The organism is Neorhizobium sp. USDA 3394 (assembly GCF_056280385.1).
On sequence record NZ_JBWCDU010000002.1, the window covers coordinates 1,497,718 to 1,522,577 of the forward strand.

A 24,860-nucleotide genomic window follows, 5' to 3' on the forward strand; every position below is an offset into this window, starting at 1 on the left:
TTGCCCTTGCGTCCGCCCCGAATGCCATAATGCCCTAAAACTCTCCGTCTTCAGCCCGTCATCCGCGGGGCCTTCGACTTAGAGACAATTGGGCAATGCCAGATTTCCGCGGAAAGCTTCACTTTTCCGCTAAATCATGAATTTTATTATCAACTTTGTTTAGAGGCGGGATATGACCCGGACGTAATCGGATATTTTGCGAACTTTTCCGCCATAGGGGTCAACCAGTGCACCGAGGGCCTGATCGGGGGAGTTCAGGTCGTAGATCCCGCTCACTCTCCGGTTCGCAAGGCTCCGGTCGGGGATCGAAATCAGGGCCGGATGGTAGCGCTGAATCTGTTCGATGACCGAACCGATTGTCTGGTCAACGACGTGGAGCCTGCCTTGCCTCCAGGAGCCGATATCGGCGATAGCGACAGCGGAAACTGTAATGCCACCACTTGTGTGATCAAGCGTCAACATTCCCCCGGGGGCAAGGACGTGTTCCGCCGCGCCAGCCCTGTCGGGGGAAGTCTTGACCGCGCCACGAGCGAGGGCGATCGCCGTCTCATCGCCACCGACGCGGACGTCGAAGGCGGTTCCCAAAACCTCGACCTTCAGTCCACCTCCTTCGACAGTGAACGGCCGCGTCTTTTCGGGTGCAACATCGAAGAACGCTTCCCCCTTGAGGAGGATGACGCCACGCCGGTCGCCGGAAAATGCCAGTGCCATGGCACTATCGGCTGCAAGCACGACTGAGCTTCCGTCTTCAAGCGTTATGCTGCGGCTTTGGGCCGTGTCGGTTACAAAATCCGCCTGCAGCCGGATCAGCAGAGAGGGGCCGGCCAGGAGCAGAAGACAGAGCGCTGTGCCTGTGAAAACCGCAGCGCCCACAAGCCTGGAGGTCAGGCCGAAACGGCGCATGGGCGGTGCGCCTGCGGGGTGCGGCAAGGCTTCGAGAGCGGATGATGGCATCTGCCCCAAGGCCTGCCACATCTCGCAGGTTTCCTCCCACTCGCGTCGGTGTTCCGGAGCCTCAAGGAGCCAGGCTTCGAATGCCGATCGCAGGCTCGGATCCTCCGGATTTTCACGGATCAGGATAAGCCAGTCCGTGGCCTGGTCGGACGGCGTCTTCGTCTTTGAATCGATGGTCATACTGCCAGCTTTAAATTACGCGGAGCGTTGTTCCCTGTTCTTACTCTATAGACACTCAACCCGCTGAAAAATTCCAGAGTCGCACGTATTTTTCGAGGGCTTCTCAACTCAGGGCATGCGCGACATTTCTTCCTTGATCATCCTCATCGCATCGTTGAGCAGCCGATGAACCGATGTTGTGGAGAGATTGAGAATTTCGGCAATTTGCTTCAACGAGAGACCGTCGAACCTGTACATTTGCAGCACCAGCCGGGCCCTTTCCGGCAATGCATCGACAGTTGACGCGACCCTCTTGACGCGCTCCTGAAAAAGCACGCTATCTTCAGGCGTATCATTGGGCATCGGCAATGCCCACCAGGGAATGTCAGAAGGCGCCACCGTTTCTTCAAGTTTCCGGCGCCGCCGTCTATTGAAAGAAAGATTGCGGACGATCTGGAAGAGATATCCTGGGTGCAAAATACTTTCGCGAGTTTCGGCAGGCACGAATTTCAGGTAGGCGTCCTGGACAACATCTTCGGCTTCAGCCCTCGATCCAACGAGCGGCGTCGCGTAGTCGACAAGCGCCTTGCGGTTTTGCAGGTACATTGCGTACCGGTCGCCATTTTTTCCGACATTCATTCCAAAATACTCAAAACATATGCAGTCCTGCAGGCGCTATCGGCACTGCTGATCAACGCTTCTCAATCCGAAATTTGGATCAATCGACAAGATTGCGGCAGCTATATCACTCCAACGGCCCGCCGCCAATAAACTTGACATTTCTTATCATGATTTTCCGGTCCGATGGAAGGCCGCATGGCAAGGCATGGCCATCGGGACTATGTGCAGGTCTGCGCCAAATTAATGGTTCAAATTTGCTGCGCCATTACTGAAATCTAATTGGATGCGGACTTGGACCCATTCAACCAATGGCCTAGATCTGAAAAAGACTCGCGACGACCGTGCAGGACACGATAGCGAGCCAGCCGGACGCGGTCCGCTGAAGTATCATCAGGCGCCAATGGCTTCGCGCACCGACCTGCGTCAACCTGCCGAGCAAACCCCAAATCACGGCAACGATGCTCGCCAAGGCAACGAAGATTGTAAGCTTTGGCAGGAAGTCCGGCGCGGTCGGCGGAGGTAGAAGAACAAGCCCGAACACAAGAGCCTTGGGGTTGAGCGTCGTCGTCACAAATATGCATCGAGCGGTCACGCCGCGGTCCATGACATCCTTGGTTCCCGCTACCCAAAGCTTTATTGCGAGATACATAACCCAAATGGCCGCTGCGGCCTTCAGCACCAGAGCGGTTTCCGGCCAACGACTTATCAGCTCTCCCCCAAGCCACGTGAGCGGCAAGATCATACTGAGGTAACCGAGCAGTTCGGCAGGCAGTAGTCTCGGAACGAGCCAGAAACCGTAGCGTGCCGATGCCAACCCCATCAAGGCATTGGTCGGGCCGGGGCTCAGCAGGAGAATGAACACCGCCGAGATAAATGCTGGATAGCTCATGCAGGTCGCCTGTAGTGGTAGTGTCTTTAGTCAAGTCCGATGGGGTTCACGCAGGTGATTGCCCTTGGTTTTCCCAGGTCCAACTATCTGTCTCGCCGTTGTCAGGAATGCTCGACTGGCTTCCCGGACGCGAGCAGGCAATCGCAGCGGCCTTTGCGGCTCGTCGCATCGCCGCGTCGAGCAAGAGGCCTCGGTCGAGAGCCGAGGCGAGGACGCCTACAAAACAATCACCAGCTGCGGTCGTATCCACAGCATCAACGCGAAGCGCCGGCACCGTTACTTTCTCGCCATTGATGAAAGCTTCGGCCCCCTCTCCTCCCATGGTGCGTAAGACACCGGTGTTGAGAGCCTCGGACAACGATCTTGCGCTCGGCTCGCAACCAAGCCAACCCGAAAGAGCTTCGGCCTCGTCTTCGTTGACGATTACGATATCGACGAGAGAGAGAAGGTCGCGATCCAGCCGGTAGGCCGGCGCGAGGTTGAGAATCGATTTTGCGGGATGATTGGAAACCCGTCGGATTAGATTTTCAATCTGAACAGCGTCGTTCTCCATCTGCATCAGGACGTAACTTGCGTTGCGAAGCAGCTCATCTTCAACGCCATCTGACTGGGCTGCCAGGTTGGCGCCTGCTGCAACTGCGATCATATTGCGGCCATCGGCATCGATGATTATTGCAGCGGAGCCGGTAGGCTCGTTCGATCTGACCACGCGGCTGATATCGACCTCGCTTTCCAAATTCTGAAGGGCGATAGGGGCCATGGCGTCGTTACCCACCGCCCCAATCATGACGACATCTGCGCCATCCCGCGCAGCTGCAAGCGCTTGGTTAGCCCCCTTCCCTCCAGGCTCGGTGCGGGATCCTCGGGCTAAGACCGTCTGACCTGCCTGAGGTATCTCGTTGACCAGGTAGATGAGGTCAACATTGATGGATCCGAAGGTGACGATCATGCGACATGTCCTAACTTGCTTCCGCCGGCGGCGCGAAATTGGTCCCAAAGCCATATGCGAACGCTGTGATCTTCGTTGGTAATCGAAATGAACGTCGCCCTGACAAATTCAGGTCAGTTCTCACTCTCAGCGCATCGCACATAATCAGAATTTAATTTGCTTTTAGAATCAGTTTCTATTTTTATCAAGCTCAAGGAGCAATTCCGAACGTTTGTGGCGCACGCGGGCCGGGGGCCAAAACCGAGACTTGACGGCAGCGACAACAGATGGGGATCGGTTATGGAAGCCTATTCCATATTGGAAACAAACCTTATAGGCTTGACGAAAAGGAGACTAAGGTTTGACCGTCGCAGCCGTATCACGATGCCTGACGCTCTTGGAAGTGCTGGCTGGAGAAGCAGGATCAATCGAGTTGTCCGACCTCGCTGGACGTCTCGATATGCCGGCGAGTGCGGTCCATCGCCTCTTGACGACCCTGATTAGCCACGGTTGGGTGACCCAAGATGCCGCCAGCCAAAACTATGCCCTTTCTCTTCGATTGAGTGCTTTGGCGTTCCGGAATCTCGATGCCCGGAACGTTCCCGACGTGGTCCAATCCGTCCTGAATCGGTTGGCTATGGAAACACAAGAATACTGCCGCCTAGCGATCCTGGAAGGTCAGGATTTGATATGGGTGGCACGCGCACAAGGTGCGACAACCGGCCTCCGATATGATCCGGACATGGGACAGGAAATCGTTCTTCACGCAACGGCGAATGGAAAGGCGTGGCTTTCTACTCTGCCCGAAGAACGCGCACTGGAGATCGTCTATTCTCGCGGTTTTACGGCCAAACGGAAGCTTGGTCCCAATTCTGCTCGATCAATCGATGAACTCAGGGTGCGACTGAATGAAACCCGGGAGCGCGGCTTCGCAACCTCTGTCGAGGAGGGTGAGGCTGGTACCGCAGCAGTTGCGGTTCCCTTTCGAACGAGTTCTGATGCTGAAGCGCCAGTCGCTGGAACGATCTCCGTTGCGGGACCTCTTATGCGCATAACCGAAGATCGTTGGCCCGACTTAGTTCGGTCCCTCAAAAAAGCTGCGGAAGAACTGAGCGATATCTGGCCTCTGCGCGTTCGTCAGCGAACCATGACGCCACTGATCGTTGCAACCGGCGCAGTGCGGTAGCTGCGTCTACGGTTACTTTGAAGCATGATCACGGCCGGCTGGATCTGCAAGGATCACCCCGGCTCTGGCATTGCGGACCTCATCACGTCCCATCACGGAAGCAGTCCCGCGCCATCGCCAGGACAGCTTGTCCACTGCCAGCCCGCCAGTAACGCAGGCTGAATCGGAGGACACTCGCGCTTATCCTCAAGCCCTTTGCCGGACATCAGCCGTTCCCTCCCTATCTATCGCGGCCCGATGTCCTGCACCCGAAGGCGCGCCAGACTGAATTTTCCACTGGATTTGAAAGGTAGTTTCGTTTTAGAAATCATTTCCAATTAATTCCGCAAGTGGAGAGGGTTTGCGATGAGCGTAACAAGATGGGAGGACGACGCCACTCTTTGGCACGGTCCAGACTATGGCTCGGAGGCTTTGAAATACCACCCGGACGTCAAGTCGGCGGCTGTCGCAGGTCGGATCATCACGTGTGTCGAGATCGTCGATTGGAGCGGCACAGGTACAAAGGACATGCTGATTTCTGCATGGGACGCCTGCTACGACGGTCGCGTCTTCTTGCGTCGCCAAATCGGCACCAATCCTGACGGCACACCTATTCTGGGTGAAGAAGAACTGGTCGAAGGCGTCCGCGGCTACGTGACGGCCGTCAAGGACGGAGATATTTTCCATCTCGTCTCCGCGTCGCGGCTGCGAAAGCAGATTTATGTGTTTCCCAACATTGGAGAAAAAGGCGCCCCTGAATTTGGCGACCCTGTGCGCCTTGACCTCGATGCCGACTGGGTTAGGGGTAACGAATATTTCCATATGGCCCGGTTCCACGATATCGATGGCGACGGGGTGGCGGAACTGATCGTCGGTAGCGACTACTGGAATGACTACTGGCCGAACGGTCTGGAATGGAACGACGAAGGCTATCGCGGCTATGACGATGCCGGACGTTGGCTCGGCGGTCCGCTGCGGGGCTTCCTATACGCGTTCAAGAACAACGGTACGCTCGCAGCTCCCGTACTGGAAAAGGGTCATGCCCTCATCGCCGGAGAAACGCCATTTGAGGTCTATGGGCAGCTGGCGCCTGCATTCGGCCAGTTCGGGACTGGGCAGCAACATATCATCGCAGGCGAGTTCTGGAATATCCTGCATATTGCCCGACAGCGCGAAGACGGAACCTTCGAGCCGACCAGCCTGATCCGCAGTACAGACGATAAGGTTCTGGAACTCGGACACTGTATCCATCTCCCCTGCGTCGTCGATTGGGATGGCGACGGTCGCGAAGACATCCTTTACGGTGCCGAGGATGGATATATCAGCTTCCTCAAGAACGTCGGCACTGGCGAAGACGGACTTCCACGTTTCGAGCAGCGCGGCCGCATCGAAACCACGAAGCCATTGATTCACGCGGGTATCCTGCCAAGCCCGGCGGCCTATGATTTCAGCGGCGACGGGCACTACGATCTTGTCGTTGGCAACAGCACAGGCGAATTGCTCTTCTACCGGAGCCGGGAAAAAGACGGGATCATTTATCTCGACAAGGAAGTCATGCTTAAGGGTGGCGACACGCCGATCCGGCTTGCAGCCGGATTGACGGGCTCTATCCAGGGGCCATCGGAAAAGATGTTTGGCTATTCCTGCCCGACCCTTGCGGACTGGACCGGCAATGGCAGCATGGACATATTGGTCAGCGACGTTACGGGCCGTCATCGGCTGTTCCGCAATACCGGCGAAAAGGTCCTGCCGCCACGCTTCGGCGAGGAGGAGTTCCTAACCTTCAAGGGCAAGCCGTTGAAGACAGTCTGGCGGGTTCGACCAGCTGTCGTCGACTGGCTCAAGGACAACGGCCTCCACTATGTCGCACTGGATGAGGACGGAGTCCTCAGCGACTGGAGTAAGGCGTCCGATACGGAACTCGTCGACAAACGTTTCCTACGTTGGGAAGACGGCGAAGCTATTCGTTTTACGGTCGATGTTGGCGGCGGGCGCGGGCGCGTAAAGCTGTGCTTCTGCGATTGGGAAGGCACAGGTCGCACGGACCTTATTTTTGGCACCCATGCCCGCGCCTGCGTGCCACCGGATCCGAAGACCGGCGCGCCACGTAATACAACGAAGCAGGCCGGCCTGTTCTACTGCCGCAATGTCGGAACGCCGGAAGAGCCGCGCTTTGCATTGCCAATCCCGATCAAACACCGCGACGAGACAATTCAGATGGCAATGCATGTCGCCTCTCCGGAAGTTGTTGATTGGGCCGGCCGCGGAAATCTCGATATCGTTGTCGGGATCGAGGACGGCAGCATCGTCTGGCTCAAGCGCGAGGAATTGTCGTGGTGAGCAGTGTCAGCATTCGAGGTACAACCAAGCTGATTGGCATTATCGGCGACCCGATAGCGCAAGCCAAGTCGCCAGCTGCAGTCAATCCTCTTTTTGCGGCACGCGGGGCAGATATCGTCTCTGTCCCGCTCCATGTCCCAGCAAAAGACCTGGCCACAATCTGGGCCGGCCTGAGGGCGATGCCGAACCTCGTGGGGTTCGGCATTACCCTGCCTCATAAACAGACGGCGATCGGTCTCTGCGACAGTCTCGATCCGGTGGCAGCTCGGGTCGGAGCAGTCAACTTCGTCCGGCGCGAACGCGACGGTAGTTTTCGAGGCTACCAGTTCGATGGCAAAGGCTTTGTGCGCGGCCTCCAATCCAAGGCGATCGCGATCGAGGGTCGGGATGCACTCATCATCGGAGCCGGTGGCGCTTCGGTCGCTATAGCGTTTGCACTCGTCGAGGCAGGTGCCAACAGCATTACGGTGTCGAATCGAACTTTTGACAAAGCCGAAGCGCTGGCGGAGACAGTGAACGCCGACTTTGGAAGAAAAGTTGCCAAGGCTGGCAAAGCCGAGCCGGAAGCGGGCCAGCTCGTCGTCAATGCCACGTCACTGGGCCTTCAAGATACGGACGCGCTACCCCTCGATCCGGATCTCCTGCAGCCTGAGATGACATTCGCTGAAGTCATTGCTCAGCCGGAAACAACCAGGCTTCTCAGGCTCGCAGCCGAAAAGGGCGTCGAGACTCATTCCGGGATGCTTATGATTACCGGACAGGCTGACCTTACCGTTGACCATATTTGCGAGCTTTGGGCTTAGCTATTTATACTAAGATGATCGGCATGCCTGCCCCTCAGCATGCCGATCCGGATGCCTCCAGATCGTTGAAGCTGGCGGTAAACTCGCCAGCATACTTACTTTATACGAGCATTTCAGATCGGCACCTAAATCCGAGACTAATGGCTGCAAAACCTGCAAAGGACAGACCAGTAGCAGTTTACGAGGTTCTAAAAAGACGGCGGGCTGAACCCGCCGTCATCGCTCGCGGCCGTGCCGCGGCTAGCCGTCTTTCACTTTGTCGCGTCGCGCCACAGTGCGAGTTGGGCGTCTTGCCACTCCGACGTCTTGAAGTCTTCGTCGATCTCGAGATAACGGCGCGTTGCTGGCGTCCACTGCGGCCAAGCAGGAACCCCAGGTGCTGTGGGTTTTCCAGTCTTCACGAAATTAACCCACAGTGCGTGCATGGCTGTGGCACGCGCCTGGATCGCTGCATCGGGGACAATGTAACGCGCCCTCAATGCCTCGATATTATCGAATACATAGGACATTTCCGCCCCGTGAAAGGCGAAGCCGGCATTCTTGCCGCTAGGGGGCGCCCATGTCCAGTAATACGCATAAGTCGATCCGCCCGCCGACGCATGACCGTCGGCAATCATCCAGCTCGGTGCGCCAAAAAGGCGGGTGGCCCCAAACCGCCGCTTCCATTGCTCTTCTGTCAGGCCAGGGTTTAAAGCCTTAAATCTTTCAAAAAGTGGTCCCGACGCGTCGTTCCCCAGCCCGGCAATCTCGTCGCGATTCCATCCGATGAGCAGCGACACGTCTTTGTTGACGCCTGACGCAATTGTCTGACTAGGTTTTGCGGCCAGCAATTCTCCATCGACAAAAGGGGCATTCTGGAAACCTGGCACCTTATCGACGAAATTCTCGACTGCTGCCGTCAGGATATCACGGCCGTGAATGCCTTTCTTCGCAAAGGCGGCCGCCACGATGTCGGCCGAAGCAAACGCTTCGTCTTTTGTGAGGACCGTACCATCGCCGCCGCTCTGCGAGATAACTCCGCGATACAATCCGGCAGTGGCTGGAGCGCCAAGCATAGCGCATACGTCGTATCCACCTGCCGATTGACCTCCAATCGTTACTTGATTCGGGTCTCCACCGAACGCGCTGATGTTTACGCGCAACCATTGCAGGGCGGCGATCTGGTCCCAGACTGCATTGTTGCCGCTCCCGGCGTACTCCGGGCCGATCAACTTGCCGAGCTCAAGGAAGCCGAGGACGCCGACACGATAGCCGACGGTGACGAAAACTACGCCATCGCGGGCAAAACTAGCGCCATCGACCCGATCCTCTAATTGCCAACCAGAAGAATTACCGCCGCCGTGAAAGAAAACATAGACGGGATGCGGCCCTGCCGACGATGGTGCGGTGATGCTGAGCGTAAGGCAATCCTCGCTGACCTTGGTATCCGCTGGCGCATTACTATTCACCAAATCCTTGAGCGCCTGTATTGGGGCCGCCGGGTTCTCGACAGCTTTCCGGGTTCCGGGCCATCCAGGATGTTGCGCAGGCCGCTTGAACCGAAGCGTGCCGACAGGCGGGGCGGCGTATGGGATTGCTCGGTAATAGCGAATTCCGTTTGCAGCGACGACACCTTCGAGCACACCCTCCCGAACCGTGGCGAAACTCGGGGTGCCCTGGGGCACCGGTTCGACACTTTCCCTATACCCCCCCGGGTAATCGGCCTGTCCGGCCTGCGCCATCGCTTCATGGACAATACCAGTGAAAAGGCCGGCTGCTGCTACGCCCTTCATAAGTTCGCGTCGATTGTACATCATTCCTCCTATGGTGCATCTGCGAGAAGGAGATCGATCCAGGCGTCGAACACGCGGCGATGCCGTCAGGGCTTCTACGCGTCATTCCACAAAACCATCGAGATCCGCTGCGAATTAGCTCACTCCCAAGCCAATAATGGAATGGCATTCCGTTAATGTAAAGTCTCTTTTGGTCTTAGGGGGATGGATCACCGGCCTTCACTTATGTGAAACGATGAAGGGATAATGTCGGAGCTTCGGCGACGCCGATAGGCAAACCGAAATGCGTGTTATCAACCAGGGGCATCACGGCAATTTCAAGCTCGCAGGGACCAAACCGGTATCGAGCAGAGTCCAAGAAGATGCGGCGCATTGCGATCATTCACGAGATGCTTGGAATTCTTTGAAATTTTCTTGATTAGCCGCAGCAGAGGTTGGCTGCGGCGCTTTACCGGCATAATTTCGGGTGGGGCTAGATTATTTCGTCACTTGGTTTTGCAATCTCAAGCCCCTTTCCTGCCACCGAAGCCGGCCGATCTGACCTGTCAGCGACAGGGTGACGACGGCATGTTGCAAGTCTCGCCCAATAAAGCCCAGGTTTGTCGGGTAGAGCTCCGGCATCCACACTTGGTCGAGCAACTCGCCGTCTGGCGAGACCACTGTTATGCATCCGGAAACTAAAGTTGAGATGCAAATGTTTCCGGAAGCTGTGACCTTCAAGCTATCGAACCGCTGGAAGCCGCCGACTCCGATTACAAGCGCACCACCGCTCTGACTTGGGAAAGGCTTCATATGAACTCTTCCTGGCTCTGCGATGTCGTAACTCCACAATCGTGCGGTCTCCATCTCGGCGACATAGAGGGTCTTTAAATCTGGCGATAGACCAATCCCGTTTGGTGCGAGAAGTGGGAATAAGACCCTCTTTATCGAACTACCGTCGGCTTTTCCGTAATAGACTGCACCGTGGTCGCGCTGGAACTCGTGAACCCTACCCGTATCGGTGAAATAAAACCCGCCCTGATCGTCGAAAACGAGGTCGTTAGGACCGCTGAGTGGTCGGCCATCACACTGGTCATACAAGACCGAGACCTCACGCGTATGCACGTCCACCCTCTGGATCGTTCCACCGCTGTAAGATGGAGCCAGACCAACGGGACGCAACCATCCACCCTCTTCAGCCCAGGAGAAGCCACCGTTGTTGCAGACGTAGAGCGCTCCATCCGGCCCTAAAGCCATCCCGTTAGGACCGCCATTTGTAATTGCCAAGACATCCTGTTTTCCTTCTTCTCCTATCCTTAGGATTCTACCACGACCGATCTCGACGACAGCGATCGATCCATCCGGAAGTTCGACTGGCCCCTCCGGGAAGTGGAGACCCGTGGCAATGATCTCAAGGTCAGGTACTGTCATAAGATTTGCCGATGTTGAATGACGATCTCCGCGCGAAAAACTCCGGCGGACGAAATGCAATTTGAACCCGCAGTTCCGGGATTAGGCGGTTGTAGCGATGGCATTGTCATGGCTGACTTCAGCGCCAAAGGAGCCAGTGCCCCGTAAGGCGTGACGAGCACCCACTAGCTATCGGGATCGACCTTTTCAGGGGCTCCCGCATTTTCCGCCGAACGGTATCCCGCCTCAATGACGGCAAGTGCACGTTCCGCTTCCAACAGGCCTGCAACGGGAGGGCGAGCATTCGCGAGATCCGCCCAGCAACGGCGGAGGAAAACCGGATAATATTCGTCCGTATTGTATTCGATCATCGTCGAGCGAGCCATATCGCTTTCACGCGACTTTGCGAAATATTGGTCGGCGTAGCCGCGGACGTAAGACTGACGATGTGAGATCGAGAACGCAAAATCTCGCTGATCCTCGGCTGTGGACGGATACAGATAGCCAGTCTCGATTACACCGATCTGACCTGAACCGGTGCGGCAGGTGAACACAGCTTGTTCGTCGACTGTTACGTCGGGTCGATAGATCTGGACCTGGCCCGAGACTTGAGTGATCGGGGATTGTGTAAGATTTGAGATCATGTCGATGAAGTGCACCCCAACATTCAGCATCGACCCACCTCCCGCGAGCGCCTTGTCAAGCATCCAACCGCACCCGTTTCGCTCATAACGAGCCACCGACCCCACGATAAACCTGAAGGAAATATGCTGGAACCCTTCCGGCGCGAATCCTGCAGCCGGAGAGAGACGATCGCCCAGGTCGCTCACGCGCATAATGAGAGGCACGCTCACATAGACGCCATGCTTCTCCGAAAGTTTGCGAATACGACGAACTTCCTCGAGATTTACCCCGCATGGCTTCTCTATAAGAAATGGCTTGCCTTTGGCGATCAGACTCTCTGCAAGTTTGGCCATGTCGGAATGGCGGCTAAATACAAGCGCGAAGTCGAAGTCCTGGCTCATCAGTTCATCATTGGAACCATAGAGCTTGCAATTGAGCAGATCGGAAAAACGAGGCCCGGCGAATGAAGCGCTGTCCGATATCCCGATTACCTCGATACCCGGATCCTTCAGCGCAGCGATGTAAAGCGGAAAATGCCAGTGGCTGACGTCGAATATTGCGATCTTCATCTCGACTCCGTTTATTGCGGGTTTATCAAGGTAAGGAGCCGTGATTAAACAGAACAAGTGCGGTGGCCGGATGGAATCCGACGGTCCGCGGACCGCCGCTCAGGCGGCTCCTTGTGAAACGCCTCTCGCAATGCTATTGGAATAGCGTTCCGACAAACCGAATATCGTGGTACCATGCGACTTGTCAAATCCCTTCTAGACCGTTGTTTCGACGTCATCACGTTGTTGAGTGAGAACGCCACTGGACTGTCACTTGGCGAAATCAGCCGCCGACTGGACGTCCCAAAGAGTGCAGCGCATCGGCTGCTCAACAGTCTGTGTGACCTGGGTTGGGCCGAACAGGATCCCGAAAACGGCTTCTACCGGCTCTCGCTGCGCCTCGCCGTGATGGGCCAGCGCCTGCTGGCCGGCACACGGATCCCCGATATCTGTCAACCGATCCTTGACCGGTTGGCCAGCAATACGAAGGGGTTGGGCAGGATCGCGATCCTCGATCCCGATGGTTTGACGTGGATATCCCACTCGCAAGGCATGCGATCCGGCCTCATTTACCAGCCAGAATTGGTCGCAAAAGTCCCGTTGCACACAACAGCCAATGGAAAAGCCTGGCTAGCGACGCTGGATCGGGAGGAGGCGCTCGCCAGAGCCGTTGCCAGTGGACTGGGACGGACAGACATAGGCGGTCCGCGTGTTATCACGTCTAAGCAGACATTTTCTGCCGCTCTGGATGAGACTGAAGAACGGGGATGGGCGACAGCGATCGAGGAAGCTGAACCTGGCGTCGCTGCTGTTGCAGCTGCCATTCGCGTTGGAGGCCAGGTTGTTGGAACGGTGAGCATTGCGGGACCAATCCACCACTTTTCTCCGCTCGTACTTCCGCAGTTAGCGGAACAGGTGAAGGCCACCGCCGATGAACTTTCACAACTTTGGCCATATCGGATCGCCTCCCCTAGCCCGCAAACCAACGCGCCGAGAAATTCGCAAGTCGTTGGAAACATTATATAAATAGCCTTTTTAGTTTTCAGAGCGCCCTACGCGGCACTCACGTCTGTTGACACCCGCGCTTCTTAATGGAATAACGTTCCAATAGCGATTGTGGAGATCGCCTTAAGGGAGTGGCTACTTCGGTGGCCGGTAGGAGGAAACAGTTGGCTAGTGTTGAGCTCAAGTCCGTTCGCAAAGCTTACGGCGCCGTCCCCGTGCTTCATGGCGTGTCTGTCGATATCAATGAAGGAGAGTTTGTAACTCTGGTCGGGCCCTCGGGCTGCGGAAAGTCAACCCTGTTGAGGATGATTGCAGGCCTGGAAAACATCTCAGGTGGCGAGATCCAGATTGGCGGACGCACCGTCAACGATATTCCTCCCAAGGCCAGAGACATTGCTATGGTCTTCCAGAATTACGCCCTTTACCCGCATATGACCGTTGCGGAAAACATGGGCTTCTCCTTGAAGCTGAAAAAGGCGCCCCGCGAGGAGCGGGCGACGCGCGTTCAACGAGCAGCTGAAATCCTCAGCCTCACCAAACTCCTTGATCGATACCCTCGCGAACTTTCGGGCGGGCAGCGTCAGCGCGTGGCGATGGGCCGCGCGATTGTTCGCGATCCGCAGGTATTCCTGTTTGACGAGCCGCTCTCGAACCTTGATGCAAAGTTGCGCGTGCAAATGCGCGCTGAGATCAAGGAACTGCATCAACGGCTCAAAACCACGACCGTTTACGTCACCCATGACCAGGTCGAGGCGATGACTATGGCCGACAAGATCGTCGTCATGCACGACGGTTATGTTGAGCAAATCGGTGCGCCGCTTGAGCTTTATGATTACCCCGCCAATATATTCGTCGCCGGCTTCATCGGATCGCCGTCGATGAACTTCCTTAAGGGCAAAGTCGAGCATGGTCGGTTCGTTCTTGAGGACGGCCACACTCTTCCAATGCCCGCGCGTATTGCCGATACATCGGAGAAGGTGATTTACGGCGTTCGCCCCGAGCATCTAACTCTAAGTGACGAAGGAATGCCGATAACCGTTACGGTCGTCGAACCCACAGGGTCTGAAACGCAGATCATCGCCCGGCATGGCTCACAGACCATAGTCTGCATCTTCCGTGATCGAGTTCTGCCGAAAGTCGGCGAGACCATCACCGTAGCCCCTGATCTTTCACGCGTTCATCTCTTCAGCGAGAGCACTGGCCGTCGCCTGTCCTAAAGCACGCGACAACCCCACTCTGCCTGAGGCGCCCACACGGGATTAGTAATCGAATGTCGATACCTCCGCTACAACTCAGCACTGATCAAAGCGGGACCAACCTTGCGAGCGACGTCGTGGACGCCCCTGACGACGCAAACCGCTTTAGTTGGGCTCCCTTTCTGTGGTTTACCCCCGCTATCTTGATCCTGTTTCTTGTTACGCTCTATCCGACGATCTTCGTGATCTGGTTGAGCTTTCAGAAAACGAAATACTACGATCTCGTTGGCTTTGCCGGTCTCGCCAACTACGTCGAAGTTCTAAGCTCATCCGAGTTCTGGGACACGACCATAATTTCCTTGACCTATGTTGCCGGATCTCTAGCAGGTGCCATAATCCTTGGCATGGCCTCAGCGCTGGTTTTGAACCGTGCGGGCGTTACCGGGTCTGCTCTACGCGTCTTCATCCTTTTTCCCTGGACGCTGTCCATGTCTGTCGTTGGCAGCATCTGGCTCTGGCTCCTCAACCCCTCGTTTGGCCCCATACCCTATGTGATTCAAAAACTGGGTATCGATCCAGGATTGATGTTGGGGGACCCAGGAATGGCCTTGCCCCTCATCATCATCGTCACAGCCTGGTGGTCGTTCCCATATGTCATGGTAATGGCGACGGCAGCCATGCAGTCCATTCCGAAAGAACTCTACGAAGCGGTAGAGATCGATGGAGGTGGCGCGTTTGTGAAGTTCCGTTACGTCACGCTCACTGAAATTCTTCCCACCTTGGGCAGCACGGCACTGACGCTTTCCATCATGTACCTGACCTTGATGACACTGATCATTGTCATGACAGGGGGAGGACCACTGGGATCAACGACCACGCTCAGTTTCGAAGCCTTCCGTGGGACCGTTCAGGCGGTCAACATTGGGCCGACTGCTGTCGTCTCGATCGTCGTCCTCATTATCAATGTCGCCCTTGGTGCTCTTTACACCCGGCTAACCGGCCGCGTGACGGGATAGGATTCTAACATGAGTAGCGCTCTTTCGAACCGCACAGGCGGACAAATACCCGCCGTCCTGGGATCCTTTGTTATCGGGATTATCGTTCTCGGGCCGATTCTTTGGGCCTTTGCAACGTCGTTCAAGACAGAAGTTGAAGCGGTTGTTGTTCCTCCGACCATATGGCCAATTTCACCAACTCTCGAGAACTATACCAAGGTCTTGCAGGACGCGGCTTTCTTGACCGATCTCTGGAACTCCGTCGCTTACTCCGTCGGTGCCGTGATCATCGCTCTCCTCGTCGGAATTCCCGGGGGCTACGCCGCCGCGCGCTTTTCCTTCAAAGGCAAGCGTGCCTTGATGCTGACGGTTCTTGCGACCTCGATGGTGCCAGGAGTCGCATTGCTGGTTCCCACCTATTACCTGCTGGAAACGGTCGGTTTACTCAACAGCGGTGTCGTTGTGACGATTATCCTTTCCGCAAGGATCATCCCGCAGACCGTCTGGTTCATCGCAAATTTCGTCGAGGCTGTTCCAATCGAAATCGAGGACTCAGCCATGATCGACGGCGCTTCCCGCTTCCAGATCATCTGGAGCCTGATCTTGCCGCTGATACGTCCCGGTATCGCGGCTGTCGCGACGATCGGCATTGTAACGACCTGGAATGACTACATCACCGTCGCAGTTTTTGCGCCCGAGGTTGCAAAACGGACCCTGCAGGTCGCCCTCGTTAATCAGGTTTTCGACGCTGTCGGGATTTCCTGGTCCTACATGATGGCCTTTGTCATGGTCGCATCATCGCCCGTTATCTTCATGTTCGGCTTCGTTCAGAAGTGGTTCATCTCCGGCCTTACGGCAGGCGCCGTCAAAGGCTGATGGCGCACACAAACATCCACACACCTTGTTCAACCTGGGAGGAAGACGCATGCAAACCACATCAAAACGGAAACTCATCAAATCGGTCGCGGCACTGGGAATTGGTACCGCCATCGTCGCTTTCCTTGCTCCGCAAGCCTTTGCTCAGAGCACGAAGATCATCTACCAGACGTTCTTGGATCCGAACAATTCGAAGGATCCCCGGTCTGCTGCTCAGACCAAGATGATCGATGCTTTTCAGGCGAAGAACCCTGACATCAAGGTCGAGCTCCTTGTCGATCCGACGGGGGCTACAGCATCTCGTGCTATCAAGTCCGGCAGCCAGACACCGGACGTGATCCGCGTGGTCGGCTTTGCTGTTCCCGAATTTGCCGCAACCGGAAATCTTCTCCAGCTCGATGACCTGGTGAAGAAGGACGGCATCCCGGATGAGGATTGGCTCTTGCCCCTGTCCAGCACGAAGGTCGCCGGAAAGCTTTATGCTCTCCCCCAGGATTTTCGCATTCCGATCCTCTTCTACCGCAAGAGCATGTTGGAAAAGGCCGGGGTGAAGCCGCCGACGACTTGGGATGAAGTGTGTGCATTAGGTGCCAAATTCGGCGAATCCGACACGATTCCGTTCGCCGTTCCGCTGGGAGCCACAGGCGGCCTTGGTGGCGCCCAGAGCCTCGGCGAATTCTTCCTGAGTACAATGTTGCCTGGAAACGGCGGTGAGTACTTCGCCCCTGATGGTAAGATTGCTTTCTCAAAAGAGTCGTTCATCAAAGCGGCGCAAACGATCAAAAATTTTTACACGACATGCAAGGTGACGCCGCTGCGTAGCGCGCAGATGGGGTTCAACGAATTGCACGACGCGATCCGGTCGGGCAGTGCGGCGTCGGCCGTTTTCGGCCTGTATCGTTATAAGACAGTGAAGCAGCAAGGTGGCGGTGATGATTTGGCCTGGGCTCCGGCGCCGGGGTATACAGCAAATGACAAACAGACGGTCTACAGCTACAACATTGCGATCAACAAGAAGACCGCCAATCAGGGTGCCGCTTGGACCTTCGTAAAGTTCATGGTGTCACCCGAGGCACAAGCTTTCGCAGCCGAGGGCGGCGAAGTTGTATCGCGTAAATCAGCGTACACCGCGCCATATTTCCAGAGCGATGCCGGTACGGATCAGAAGAAGTGGGCTGACCTGGTAGCCCAGCGCGGCCAAGCTGTGACCTACACCCCCATCCTCTCCACGTATCACACCATCTTGGGCGAAGCTTTCCAAAGAATGATCCTGAAAGACGGATCGCCGGCAGATGCCTACGATGAGCTGACCGAACGGTATGGCGCGGCACTCGCGAAGGCGCAGTAATTGACCTAACTGCAGATGAAAATGCTGGATGGGGGTGAATATTCCCCTCCATCCAGCCGCTACCAAGACATTACCATCAACGCGCGTCGTCGATCGTCGACGCGAAGATTAGTGGTTTCGACGGCCCGTGTTCAGGCTTTTCGCCGGCTGAAATAAGCCGACGGCATCGGTGTGCCCGGCGATCGCAGATCGTGCGTGAACACCATCCGAACCGGGCCGCTTTCAAACTTGCAGAGAGGCGTCGGTTATGAGGTATCGTTACCTTGGGAGGACGGGAGTTCAGGTCAGCGAATACATGCTGGGGACCATGAGCTACGGATCAGATGGTAATACTGACGAAAAAGAGTGCATGGACATCGTGCACCATGCTTTGGACCGCGGCATCAACTTCATCGACACTGCGGACACCTATTCCCATGGAGAGGCCGAAGAGATTGTCGGCAAAGCGATTGCAGGCCGTCGGGACAAGGTGGTGCTCGCAACCAAGTTTCGTCTGGCGGCCGGTGAAGGACGCAACGAACAGGGCGGATCACGCTACTGGATTATGAAGCAGGTCGAAAACAGCCTGCGCCGGCTGAAGACCGATCATATTGATCTTTACCAAATGCATCGGCCCGACCTTCAAACTGATCTCGATGAGACATTGGGCGCTCTTAGCGACCTGGTAACCCAAGGCAAAGTTCGTTACATCGGCTCCTCGACACTGCCGAGCTGGTACCTTGCTGAGACACAATCGGTTAGCCGATTGAACAAGACGGCGCGGTTCATCAATGAGAGCTCGCCCTACTCGATCTTTCAACGCGCCGTAGAGAGAGAAACCCTTCCCGCAGTTCAACACTATCGTATGGGTTTCACCGCCTGGAGTCCCCTGAACGGCGGCTGGTTAACCGGCAAATACAAAGCCGATGGCTCCACGCCGTCTGGTTCCCGGGCCGAGCGCGTCAAAGGGCAGTGGGGACAACACTATCCTATCCTGCAAACCCGCTTCGACATGCAGCGCGAGGGCAACAAGCGCAAGCTGGAACTGCTTCCAGAACTTGAACGTGTCGCAACTGAAGCCGGCTTGTCCCTCATACACATGGCTCAGGCGTTTCCCCTCGCGCATGCCGCGGTGACGTCTGTGATCCTCGGGCCTCGCACGCTCGAGCAGTTCAAGGCCATGGAAGCCGGGTTTGAGACCGTTCTTCACGCATCGACGCTTGACCAGATTGACGAACTTGTGCCGCCGGGAGAGCTAATTGAAGAAGCTGACCGTGGCTATGTCTCTCCATGGCTCGCGAAGGAGGTTCGGCGTTACGTGAGGAAGGTGGACTAGCAAAAGCCGACTGCGATCGCGCTTTTGCTGTCAGGTAAAAGTTGATCGTTTTTCGGCCCAACCGAGCGACCCGATCCGAGTACCAAGGCTGTGGCGGCGACCTGTCGAATGTCCGAGGACCACTGAAATTCAAACACTAAGAGGGCCGATGACAAACATTGTCTTCAACCACGCCACCGTGCGAGAGAAAGCAGATATGTTGACGTTTCTTCGCCTCTGCTCGGAGCGAGGACTTCAGACCGTCTCCATTTGGGGAGACGAGATTGCCAAGGTCGGCGAGACAGAGGCTCTCTCTGTTTTGCATGATTTCGGGATGGCGGTCTCAGGATATAATCGCATTGGACCGTTAGCCGCGGATTCCCTTGACCGGGCTGAGGCGGAGCTTGAGCGCGCAGCCAGATTCGAGGCTGATCATGTTTTCCTGTTTACCGGAGGCTTGCGGGACAATGAAAAGGATCTGGGTTCAGCAAGACGACGCATCGAGGATCTGGTTGGCACAGTCCTCGAGCGCGCACGCAAGATTGGAGTGAAGCTGGCGATTGAGCCACTTCATCCTATGCTTACGGGTGATCGCACCGTCATCTCCAGCCTCTCCCATGCAAATTCCCTGTGCGAAGCATTGGGACCAGGCATCGGTGTGGTCGTCGATGTCTATCATTGCTGGTGGGACGAGCGACTGGCAGCCGAAATCGAACGGGCGGGCGACGCCGGCCGGCTGTTTGGATTTCATGTCAACGACTGGCTGATCCCTACGCGGCATCTCCTGACCGATCGAGGCATGATGGGAGACGGGATCATAGACCTGCGCGGCATCTACTCGATGATGCAAGATGCCGGCTACCATGGAGCGATCGAGGTAGAGATTTTCTCCACCGACTGGTGGTCTCGCGACCCGGCCGAGGTGATGGACATTGCGATCGATCGCTGCCGCAGCCTGTTCAGCAAGGAATGAACTTATGCGCGTGAATATTCCCAACCTTGATGGCAACTCACGTATCTACGCTGTGTTTGGCGATCCAATCCACCAGGTCCAGACGCCGCGGCTGATCAACCCGATCTTTGCCGCCGCCGAAGTTAACATCTACGCAGTGCCGTTTCTGATAACCGCCGAACATTTCGCGGCGGCGTGGGATATTTTTGCTGCGATTCCCAATCTTTGCGGTATCAGCACGACCATCCCTCACAAGGTGGCGGCTGCCAAGAGGTGTTCAACCCTCACGCCGACGGCAAAGGCAGTTGGTGCCGTCAACTGCGTTCAGCGTGGCGAGGACGGCCAGATGCATGGCGCGCTCTTTGATGGTGTGGGCTTCGTTGAAGGACTTGGAGAGGGGAAATCGCGACTGCGCGGCGCCCGTGTGCTGATTGTCGGAGCAGGCGGAGCAGGCCGCGCGATCGCCTTTGCGCTAGCTGAAGAGGGCGTAGGGAAGATCGATCTTATGGATCTTTCAGCTGAATCCGTCGCGTTCACCGCGAATATGGTCAATTCCTTCCGTGGTGAAGAATGCGCAGTTGCGGTCGATGGATCGACAGGCTGGGACTACGATATCGTCATCAATGCGTCTCCGATCGGCGTCAAGGGTGACAGCGTCTTTCCTATGCCAGCCGCGGCCATACGGCCTGAAATGGTCATCGCAGACATCGCCAGCTTGAGCGGCGAAACGGAACTACTGCGCGCCGCTAAGGCAGCCGGCGCAACCCTATCTGATGGAAATGACATGCTGCTTGCGCAGATCCGCCTGATGGCAGGTTTTGCCGCAGGCTTGCCGGCAGGAACTGCGCTTTAACCGAAAAAACCAGCGAAAGATTACATCATGAAGATCAAAGCCCAGGGGATCGTTCCCGTTATGCTTACCCCTTTCAAGCCGGATAACCGGATCGATTGGGAAGGTCTCGAGCGACTTGTTGAATGGTACATCGCCAATGGTGCCGATACGCTCTTCGCCGTCTGCCAGTCGAGCGAGATGCAAAAATTGTCGCTGGAGGAGCGAGTTGAGCTTTCCAAAAAGGTTGTCTCGTTAGCTGCCGGACGCGTGCCGGTCATCTCATCAGGACACATCAGCGATAGCCGTGATGACCAGCGCGCAGAACTGGTGGCGATGGCGGAGACTGGCATTGACGCGCTTGTCCTGGTCAGCAACAGGCTCGATACCTCGAATGCAGGCACCGAAGCATTTCGCTCAAGCCTCGATACCATTTTGAGTTGGCTCCCGAGCGAGCTGGCCCTCGGCCTGTACGAATGCCCAGCTCCCTATCGCCGCCTTTTGAGCGATGACGAATTCAAGCTGTGCCGCGACACCGGCCGCTTCGTAACACTGAAGGATGTCTCCTGTGACCTCGAAACGGTCAAGCGGCGCATCGCGCTTTCTGGCGATTCCGGCTTTGCGATCGTCAACGCCAATGCGGCCATCGCCGCTGCCGCTATGCGCGCAGGTTCGAAAGGCTTTTCTGGCGTCTTCACCAATATCCACCCAGACCTCTACGCCTGGCTTTACAAGCACGCTTCCGAAGACAGCGATTTGCGCCGCGACCTTGAAAACTTCCTGGCGCTGGCAGCGATGGCAGAGCCGATGGGCTATCCCGGTCTTGCCAAGGTTTGGCACAAGCGCCTTGGCACGTTTGAGAGCGTTCATTCCCGTGTCACAGATTATGACATTGCCGAGCGGCACTGGGCAGTCATGGATCTGCTAGACCATATTCGGCAAGGGACCGATAGGTTTAGAGAGCGGATCAAGCACATGTCCTAGCAAGTCAAAACAGCTGTCAGATTTCGAAATTTTGGTCTTCTAGTTCACTGGTTGGTTTTTGTAGCCATCACTTTCGGGAGGAAAATATGATCAGAATACTCTTGCAAGGCTCGCTCGCTTTTATGCTTTTGACATCTTTGGCGTATGGGCAGAGTAGCCAGCAACAACTTGCGGATAAATCGACGCCTGCCAGGGTAGAATTTCATCCGATTCACTCGCTGACAATCACGGACACGCAGTATCTGAGCGGAGACACCAATGGGAAAGAGGTGATCCTAGGAGGCGAACTGAGCATTGCCCAAGGTAAGGGGCGGCTCCCAGTTGTCGTTCTGATGCACGGTTCGGGAGGCCCTGGTCCCAACACCCAGTACTGGCGTCGTCATTTCAACTCTATAGGAATTTCTACCTTTATTATCGACGGAATGACTGGGCGTGGGCTGACCGGCGTGGGCGATAACCAAGCTCTTTTAGGTCGCCTTAATTTCTCTCTCGATATTTTTCGGTCGCTTGACATCTTGGCAAAACATCCCCGGGTCGATCCCGAGAAGATTATTCTCATGGGCTTCTCCCGCGGTGGCCAAGGCGCCCTCTATTCGAGTGTCACGCGGTTTCAGAAAATGTGGAACAGGAGTGGCATCGATTTCGCAAGCTACGTGCTTTTCTATCCCGACTGCGGGACGACCTATCGCGAGGACGGCGTCGTCCAGCAACGTCCGATCCGCATCTTCCATGGCACCGCGGACGATTATAACCCTGTTCATACATGCAAGGCTTATGCGGAGCGGCTGAAGTTAAGTGGGGTTGACGTCACGATCACTGAATACCCGACTGCACCGCACGCATTCGATAACCCCCTCGGGGCCAATCCGCCGATGCCCACGAAGGCTGATCAATCGGTGCGCGATTGCCAGATCAGAGAAAACGATAGAGGTATCCTGATCAACGCTGAGACCAATGAGCCCTTCAGCTACAAGGACGCCTGTGTAAAAATTAGTCCGGTCGTTGGCCACGATCCCGAAGCAACCCGCGCGTCGACCGAGGCAGTCACGGCATTTATCAAAAATACGCTGAAGCTCTGATCGCGCAGGCGCCCTAGCGTTCTGCCTGCTCGCGATTGGGCTAGCATCCATCGCGAGCAACTAGAATTCATCCGGGGCTTTTTGAGAAGACGCTGTACCCGAACGACCGCACATCTAAGTGCCTCATCCGCGCATACGGTCGCTTCGGGGCACTGTTATTGCGAATACTGTCGCAGCGAATTCGATATGTGACGAGTTTAGCATTGATGCTCAAACTTGAGGGCGTCCTTCCTTTAGATGAGAGCTGATGAATTTGCCGAACTTCGTTAGCCAAACATGGAGCTCTTGGCCCATCTTCGCCAAGAACGGCAAACTTTGCGCACCGTGCAGGCACCTCATCCGATAACGTCCACAAGCAGCATCGGTGCGGCTTGAACCTCGCCGCCCAGCATATTTGATTTTAGTCGAGTATCCCTTTAACGCCCTTAAGGTCGAGTATGTAACCCATCGTTCAACCAACTTCGCACCGGATACCTTCCAGAGGTAGATATGACCCCTATGCTCGTTCCAGATATCACAGCTTTGGCCTACCAACTACGCAGTCTTCGTATGGATGTTCGTCAAGTTCTGACAAATCAGTTGGTCGCTGTTCCTTCAACGATCGAGGACGCAATAAAAGTACAGGACCAGTTATCGAAACTTGAAGGAGCGGACGTCTCCGCGTTAAAGGTTGCAAAGTCGCCCGACGGTCGTCCGGTCGTGGCTCCGCTGCATCCTTACTTAGATGAACCCTCCGATGCGGAAGTTGCCTGGCGAAAGGATATGAGGATCGAGGTCGAAATTGCGGTGAGGCTCGGCAAGGATCTTCCCGCTCGAACGGGTAGAGCCTACCAGCGGAACGATATCGAGGCCGCAATTTCCGAAGTGTACCTTGGCGCAGAATTGGTTTGGAGCGGCATTGCGGAATACGGCAGCGTTTCCTTCCTAGCCTTTTTTGCAGACCGCCTTGGAAACGCGGGCTATGTAAAGGGGCCGGCACTACCCCCCGCAGTCCTTCAGCCCGGTTCGGAAATTCCCCTCAAGCTTTGGCTCAATAAGCATGTCGCTTTCGACAATGCCGCTCAGCATCCGACGAAAGACGTTTTGACATGGCTCTGTGATTACGCGAATGACGGATCCAGACCCGCGTCTTCGCTCGATACAGGCACAGTCATAACAACCGGAAGCCTTTGTGGTGCCGTAGACGTTCGCGCTCCTTGCCAGGTTTCCATTCAACTGGGTGAGTATACTTCGCTGGATTTTGCACTGTCTTGAGCCTCTTTACACATGACGAAAGGAGCCCGAAGTGATGCAGTTGAATGCTTCCTATACTGTGAACACCTATTCTTACACGACCCGTTACTCCGCTCTCGATTGCCTACGCCATCTTTCTGGTCTTGGCTTTTCTAGCTTCGAAATGATGCTTGTCCCGGGGCATTATTGGCCGAGTACCGCGACAATCGGGGAGCGCAAAGCGGTCGCAAGTCTTCTAAACGAACGAAACATCCGCATCGAAACCCTCAATCAGCCAAATCTCGACGTTAATCTTGCAGCCCTGACGCCCGAATGCCGCAACTACTCCTGCGGTGTTGTTGCCGCTGCGTTGGAGCTTGCGGCTGACTGGGGTGCCGCTGGAGTAGTCGTCAACCCTGGAAAGACAAACCCTGTTTTCCCGACGAGTCTTGAGAAGCTTACCGAGTGTTTTCAATCGTCCCTCGACATCCTTGTGCCGCGCGCGGCCGATCTGCAGGTCCAGCTCATAGTTAAGAACCATCCGCTGTCGTGGCTTTATAGGGGCACCGACCTTCTGTCCTTTTTTGATCGTTATGGGTGGACGAAGATCGGGTTGGGATATGACATTGCGAATGCTGCCTTCGGGCGCGATCCGGCGGTCGACGTGATCCCCAAATTAAAAGAGCATCTGTCGGCCATCTACGTTGCAGACACGCCCCTAGAAGAGTTTCGTCACGATCCACTTGGAGGAGGCGCAGTGTCATTTGAACCTATCGCTCGGGTTCTGGATAGCATCGATTATCGCGGGCCTTCGATTTTCGAGATCGTTTCAGCTGACCCGGACAGAGCAATTCTGGAAAGCGCATCATTCTTGAACAAATTCTGGCGGCCCAGATGA

22 protein-coding genes are annotated in these 24,860 nt (G+C 55.9%); 15 read left to right on the forward strand and 7 right to left on the reverse strand.

What is annotated here, in order from left to right; all coding sequences use genetic code 11:
• Positions 1-159: 159 nt before the first annotated feature.
• The 4 genes from ACZ9EJ_RS28690 to ACZ9EJ_RS28705 form a co-directional block, all read right to left on the reverse strand.
• Positions 160-1,134, reverse strand: a complete 975-nt coding sequence (locus ACZ9EJ_RS28690; RefSeq protein ID WP_046642653.1) for a FecR family protein — start codon at positions 1,132-1,134, stop codon at positions 160-162.
• 108 nt (positions 1,135-1,242) lie between these two features.
• Positions 1,243-1,752: a sigma-70 family RNA polymerase sigma factor gene (locus ACZ9EJ_RS28695; protein WP_046642654.1), complete on the reverse strand. Its 510-nt coding sequence runs from the start codon at positions 1,750-1,752 to the stop codon at positions 1,243-1,245.
• 295 nt (positions 1,753-2,047) lie between these two features.
• Entirely contained in the window at positions 2,048-2,623 is a 576-nt protein-coding gene (locus ACZ9EJ_RS28700; protein WP_052764733.1) for a LysE family translocator, read from the reverse strand.
• A 46-nt stretch (positions 2,624-2,669) separates the two neighbouring features.
• Positions 2,670-3,572 carry a ribokinase gene (locus ACZ9EJ_RS28705; RefSeq protein WP_476100301.1) on the reverse strand — a complete coding sequence of 301 codons (903 nt, stop codon included), beginning with the start codon at positions 3,570-3,572 and terminating at the stop codon, positions 2,670-2,672.
• A 340-nt stretch (positions 3,573-3,912) separates the two neighbouring features.
• Between ACZ9EJ_RS28705 and ACZ9EJ_RS28710 the strand changes: the two genes are divergently transcribed.
• From ACZ9EJ_RS28710 to ACZ9EJ_RS28720, 3 genes are all read left to right on the forward strand, one after another.
• The gene (locus tag ACZ9EJ_RS28710; protein ID WP_046642488.1) at positions 3,913-4,737 is read left to right on the forward strand and encodes an IclR family transcriptional regulator; all 825 of its coding nucleotides are present in this window, start codon (positions 3,913-3,915) and stop codon (positions 4,735-4,737) included.
• Between the two features lie 345 nt (positions 4,738-5,082).
• Complete coding sequence (locus ACZ9EJ_RS28715; RefSeq protein ID WP_080955872.1) at positions 5,083-7,056, forward strand: FG-GAP repeat domain-containing protein; 1,974 nt, start codon at positions 5,083-5,085, stop codon at positions 7,054-7,056.
• Positions 7,053-7,859, forward strand: coding sequence for a shikimate dehydrogenase family protein (locus ACZ9EJ_RS28720; protein WP_476100303.1), 807 nt, complete (start codon positions 7,053-7,055; stop codon positions 7,857-7,859). The genes ACZ9EJ_RS28715 and ACZ9EJ_RS28720 overlap by 4 nt, the downstream gene beginning before the upstream one ends.
• A gap of 251 nt (positions 7,860-8,110) precedes the next feature.
• Here ACZ9EJ_RS28720 and ACZ9EJ_RS28725 read toward each other — a convergent pair whose 3' ends face one another.
• The 3 genes from ACZ9EJ_RS28725 to ACZ9EJ_RS28735 all read right to left on the reverse strand — a co-directional run bounded on the left by ACZ9EJ_RS28725 (position 8,111) and on the right by ACZ9EJ_RS28735 (position 12,213).
• On the reverse strand, positions 8,111-9,652 hold the full coding sequence (locus ACZ9EJ_RS28725) for a carboxylesterase/lipase family protein (protein ID WP_476100305.1): 1,542 nt from the start codon (positions 9,650-9,652) through the stop codon (positions 8,111-8,113).
• Between the two features lie 456 nt (positions 9,653-10,108).
• Positions 10,109-11,041, reverse strand: coding sequence for an SMP-30/gluconolactonase/LRE family protein (locus ACZ9EJ_RS28730; RefSeq protein WP_046642485.1), 933 nt, complete (start codon positions 11,039-11,041; stop codon positions 10,109-10,111).
• Between the two features lie 164 nt (positions 11,042-11,205).
• A complete protein-coding gene (locus ACZ9EJ_RS28735; protein ID WP_046642484.1) occupies positions 11,206-12,213 on the reverse strand; it encodes a Gfo/Idh/MocA family protein in 1,008 nt (335 codons plus the stop codon).
• Positions 12,214-12,387: 174 nt separating this feature from the next.
• Here ACZ9EJ_RS28735 and ACZ9EJ_RS28740 point away from each other — a divergent pair, with 174 nt between their 5' ends.
• From ACZ9EJ_RS28740 to ACZ9EJ_RS28795, 12 genes are all read left to right on the forward strand, one after another.
• On the forward strand, positions 12,388-13,218 hold the full coding sequence (locus ACZ9EJ_RS28740; RefSeq protein ID WP_046642483.1) for an IclR family transcriptional regulator: 831 nt from the start codon (positions 12,388-12,390) through the stop codon (positions 13,216-13,218).
• A gap of 143 nt (positions 13,219-13,361) precedes the next feature.
• Complete coding sequence (locus ACZ9EJ_RS28745) at positions 13,362-14,414, forward strand: ABC transporter ATP-binding protein (protein WP_046642481.1); 1,053 nt, start codon at positions 13,362-13,364, stop codon at positions 14,412-14,414.
• 116 nt (positions 14,415-14,530) lie between these two features.
• Positions 14,531-15,409: a carbohydrate ABC transporter permease gene (locus ACZ9EJ_RS28750; RefSeq protein WP_255742612.1), complete on the forward strand. Its 879-nt coding sequence runs from the start codon at positions 14,531-14,533 to the stop codon at positions 15,407-15,409.
• 9 nt (positions 15,410-15,418) lie between these two features.
• The gene (locus ACZ9EJ_RS28755) at positions 15,419-16,264 is read left to right on the forward strand and encodes a carbohydrate ABC transporter permease (RefSeq protein ID WP_080955871.1); all 846 of its coding nucleotides are present in this window, start codon (positions 15,419-15,421) and stop codon (positions 16,262-16,264) included.
• Between the two features lie 49 nt (positions 16,265-16,313).
• Positions 16,314-17,612: an ABC transporter substrate-binding protein gene (locus tag ACZ9EJ_RS28760; protein ID WP_046642478.1), complete on the forward strand. Its 1,299-nt coding sequence runs from the start codon at positions 16,314-16,316 to the stop codon at positions 17,610-17,612.
• A gap of 307 nt (positions 17,613-17,919) precedes the next feature.
• Positions 17,920-18,927 (forward strand): aldo/keto reductase, encoded by a 1,008-nt coding sequence (locus ACZ9EJ_RS28765; protein ID WP_476100308.1) that lies wholly within the window; start codon positions 17,920-17,922, stop codon positions 18,925-18,927.
• Positions 18,928-19,075: 148 nt separating this feature from the next.
• Positions 19,076-19,879 carry a sugar phosphate isomerase/epimerase family protein gene (locus ACZ9EJ_RS28770; RefSeq protein WP_046642476.1) on the forward strand — a complete coding sequence of 268 codons (804 nt, stop codon included), beginning with the start codon at positions 19,076-19,078 and terminating at the stop codon, positions 19,877-19,879.
• Between the two features lie 4 nt (positions 19,880-19,883).
• Positions 19,884-20,711, forward strand: coding sequence for a shikimate dehydrogenase family protein (locus ACZ9EJ_RS28775; protein WP_046642475.1), 828 nt, complete (start codon positions 19,884-19,886; stop codon positions 20,709-20,711).
• A gap of 27 nt (positions 20,712-20,738) precedes the next feature.
• Entirely contained in the window at positions 20,739-21,671 is a 933-nt protein-coding gene (locus ACZ9EJ_RS28780; protein ID WP_046642474.1) for a dihydrodipicolinate synthase family protein, read from the forward strand.
• Positions 21,672-21,757: 86 nt separating this feature from the next.
• Entirely contained in the window at positions 21,758-22,750 is a 993-nt protein-coding gene (locus ACZ9EJ_RS28785) for a dienelactone hydrolase family protein (RefSeq protein ID WP_476100310.1), read from the forward strand.
• A 489-nt stretch (positions 22,751-23,239) separates the two neighbouring features.
• The gene (locus tag ACZ9EJ_RS28790) at positions 23,240-24,004 is read left to right on the forward strand and encodes a fumarylacetoacetate hydrolase family protein (RefSeq protein WP_046642673.1); all 765 of its coding nucleotides are present in this window, start codon (positions 23,240-23,242) and stop codon (positions 24,002-24,004) included.
• 34 nt (positions 24,005-24,038) lie between these two features.
• Complete coding sequence (locus ACZ9EJ_RS28795) at positions 24,039-24,860, forward strand: sugar phosphate isomerase/epimerase family protein (RefSeq protein ID WP_476100312.1); 822 nt, start codon at positions 24,039-24,041, stop codon at positions 24,858-24,860.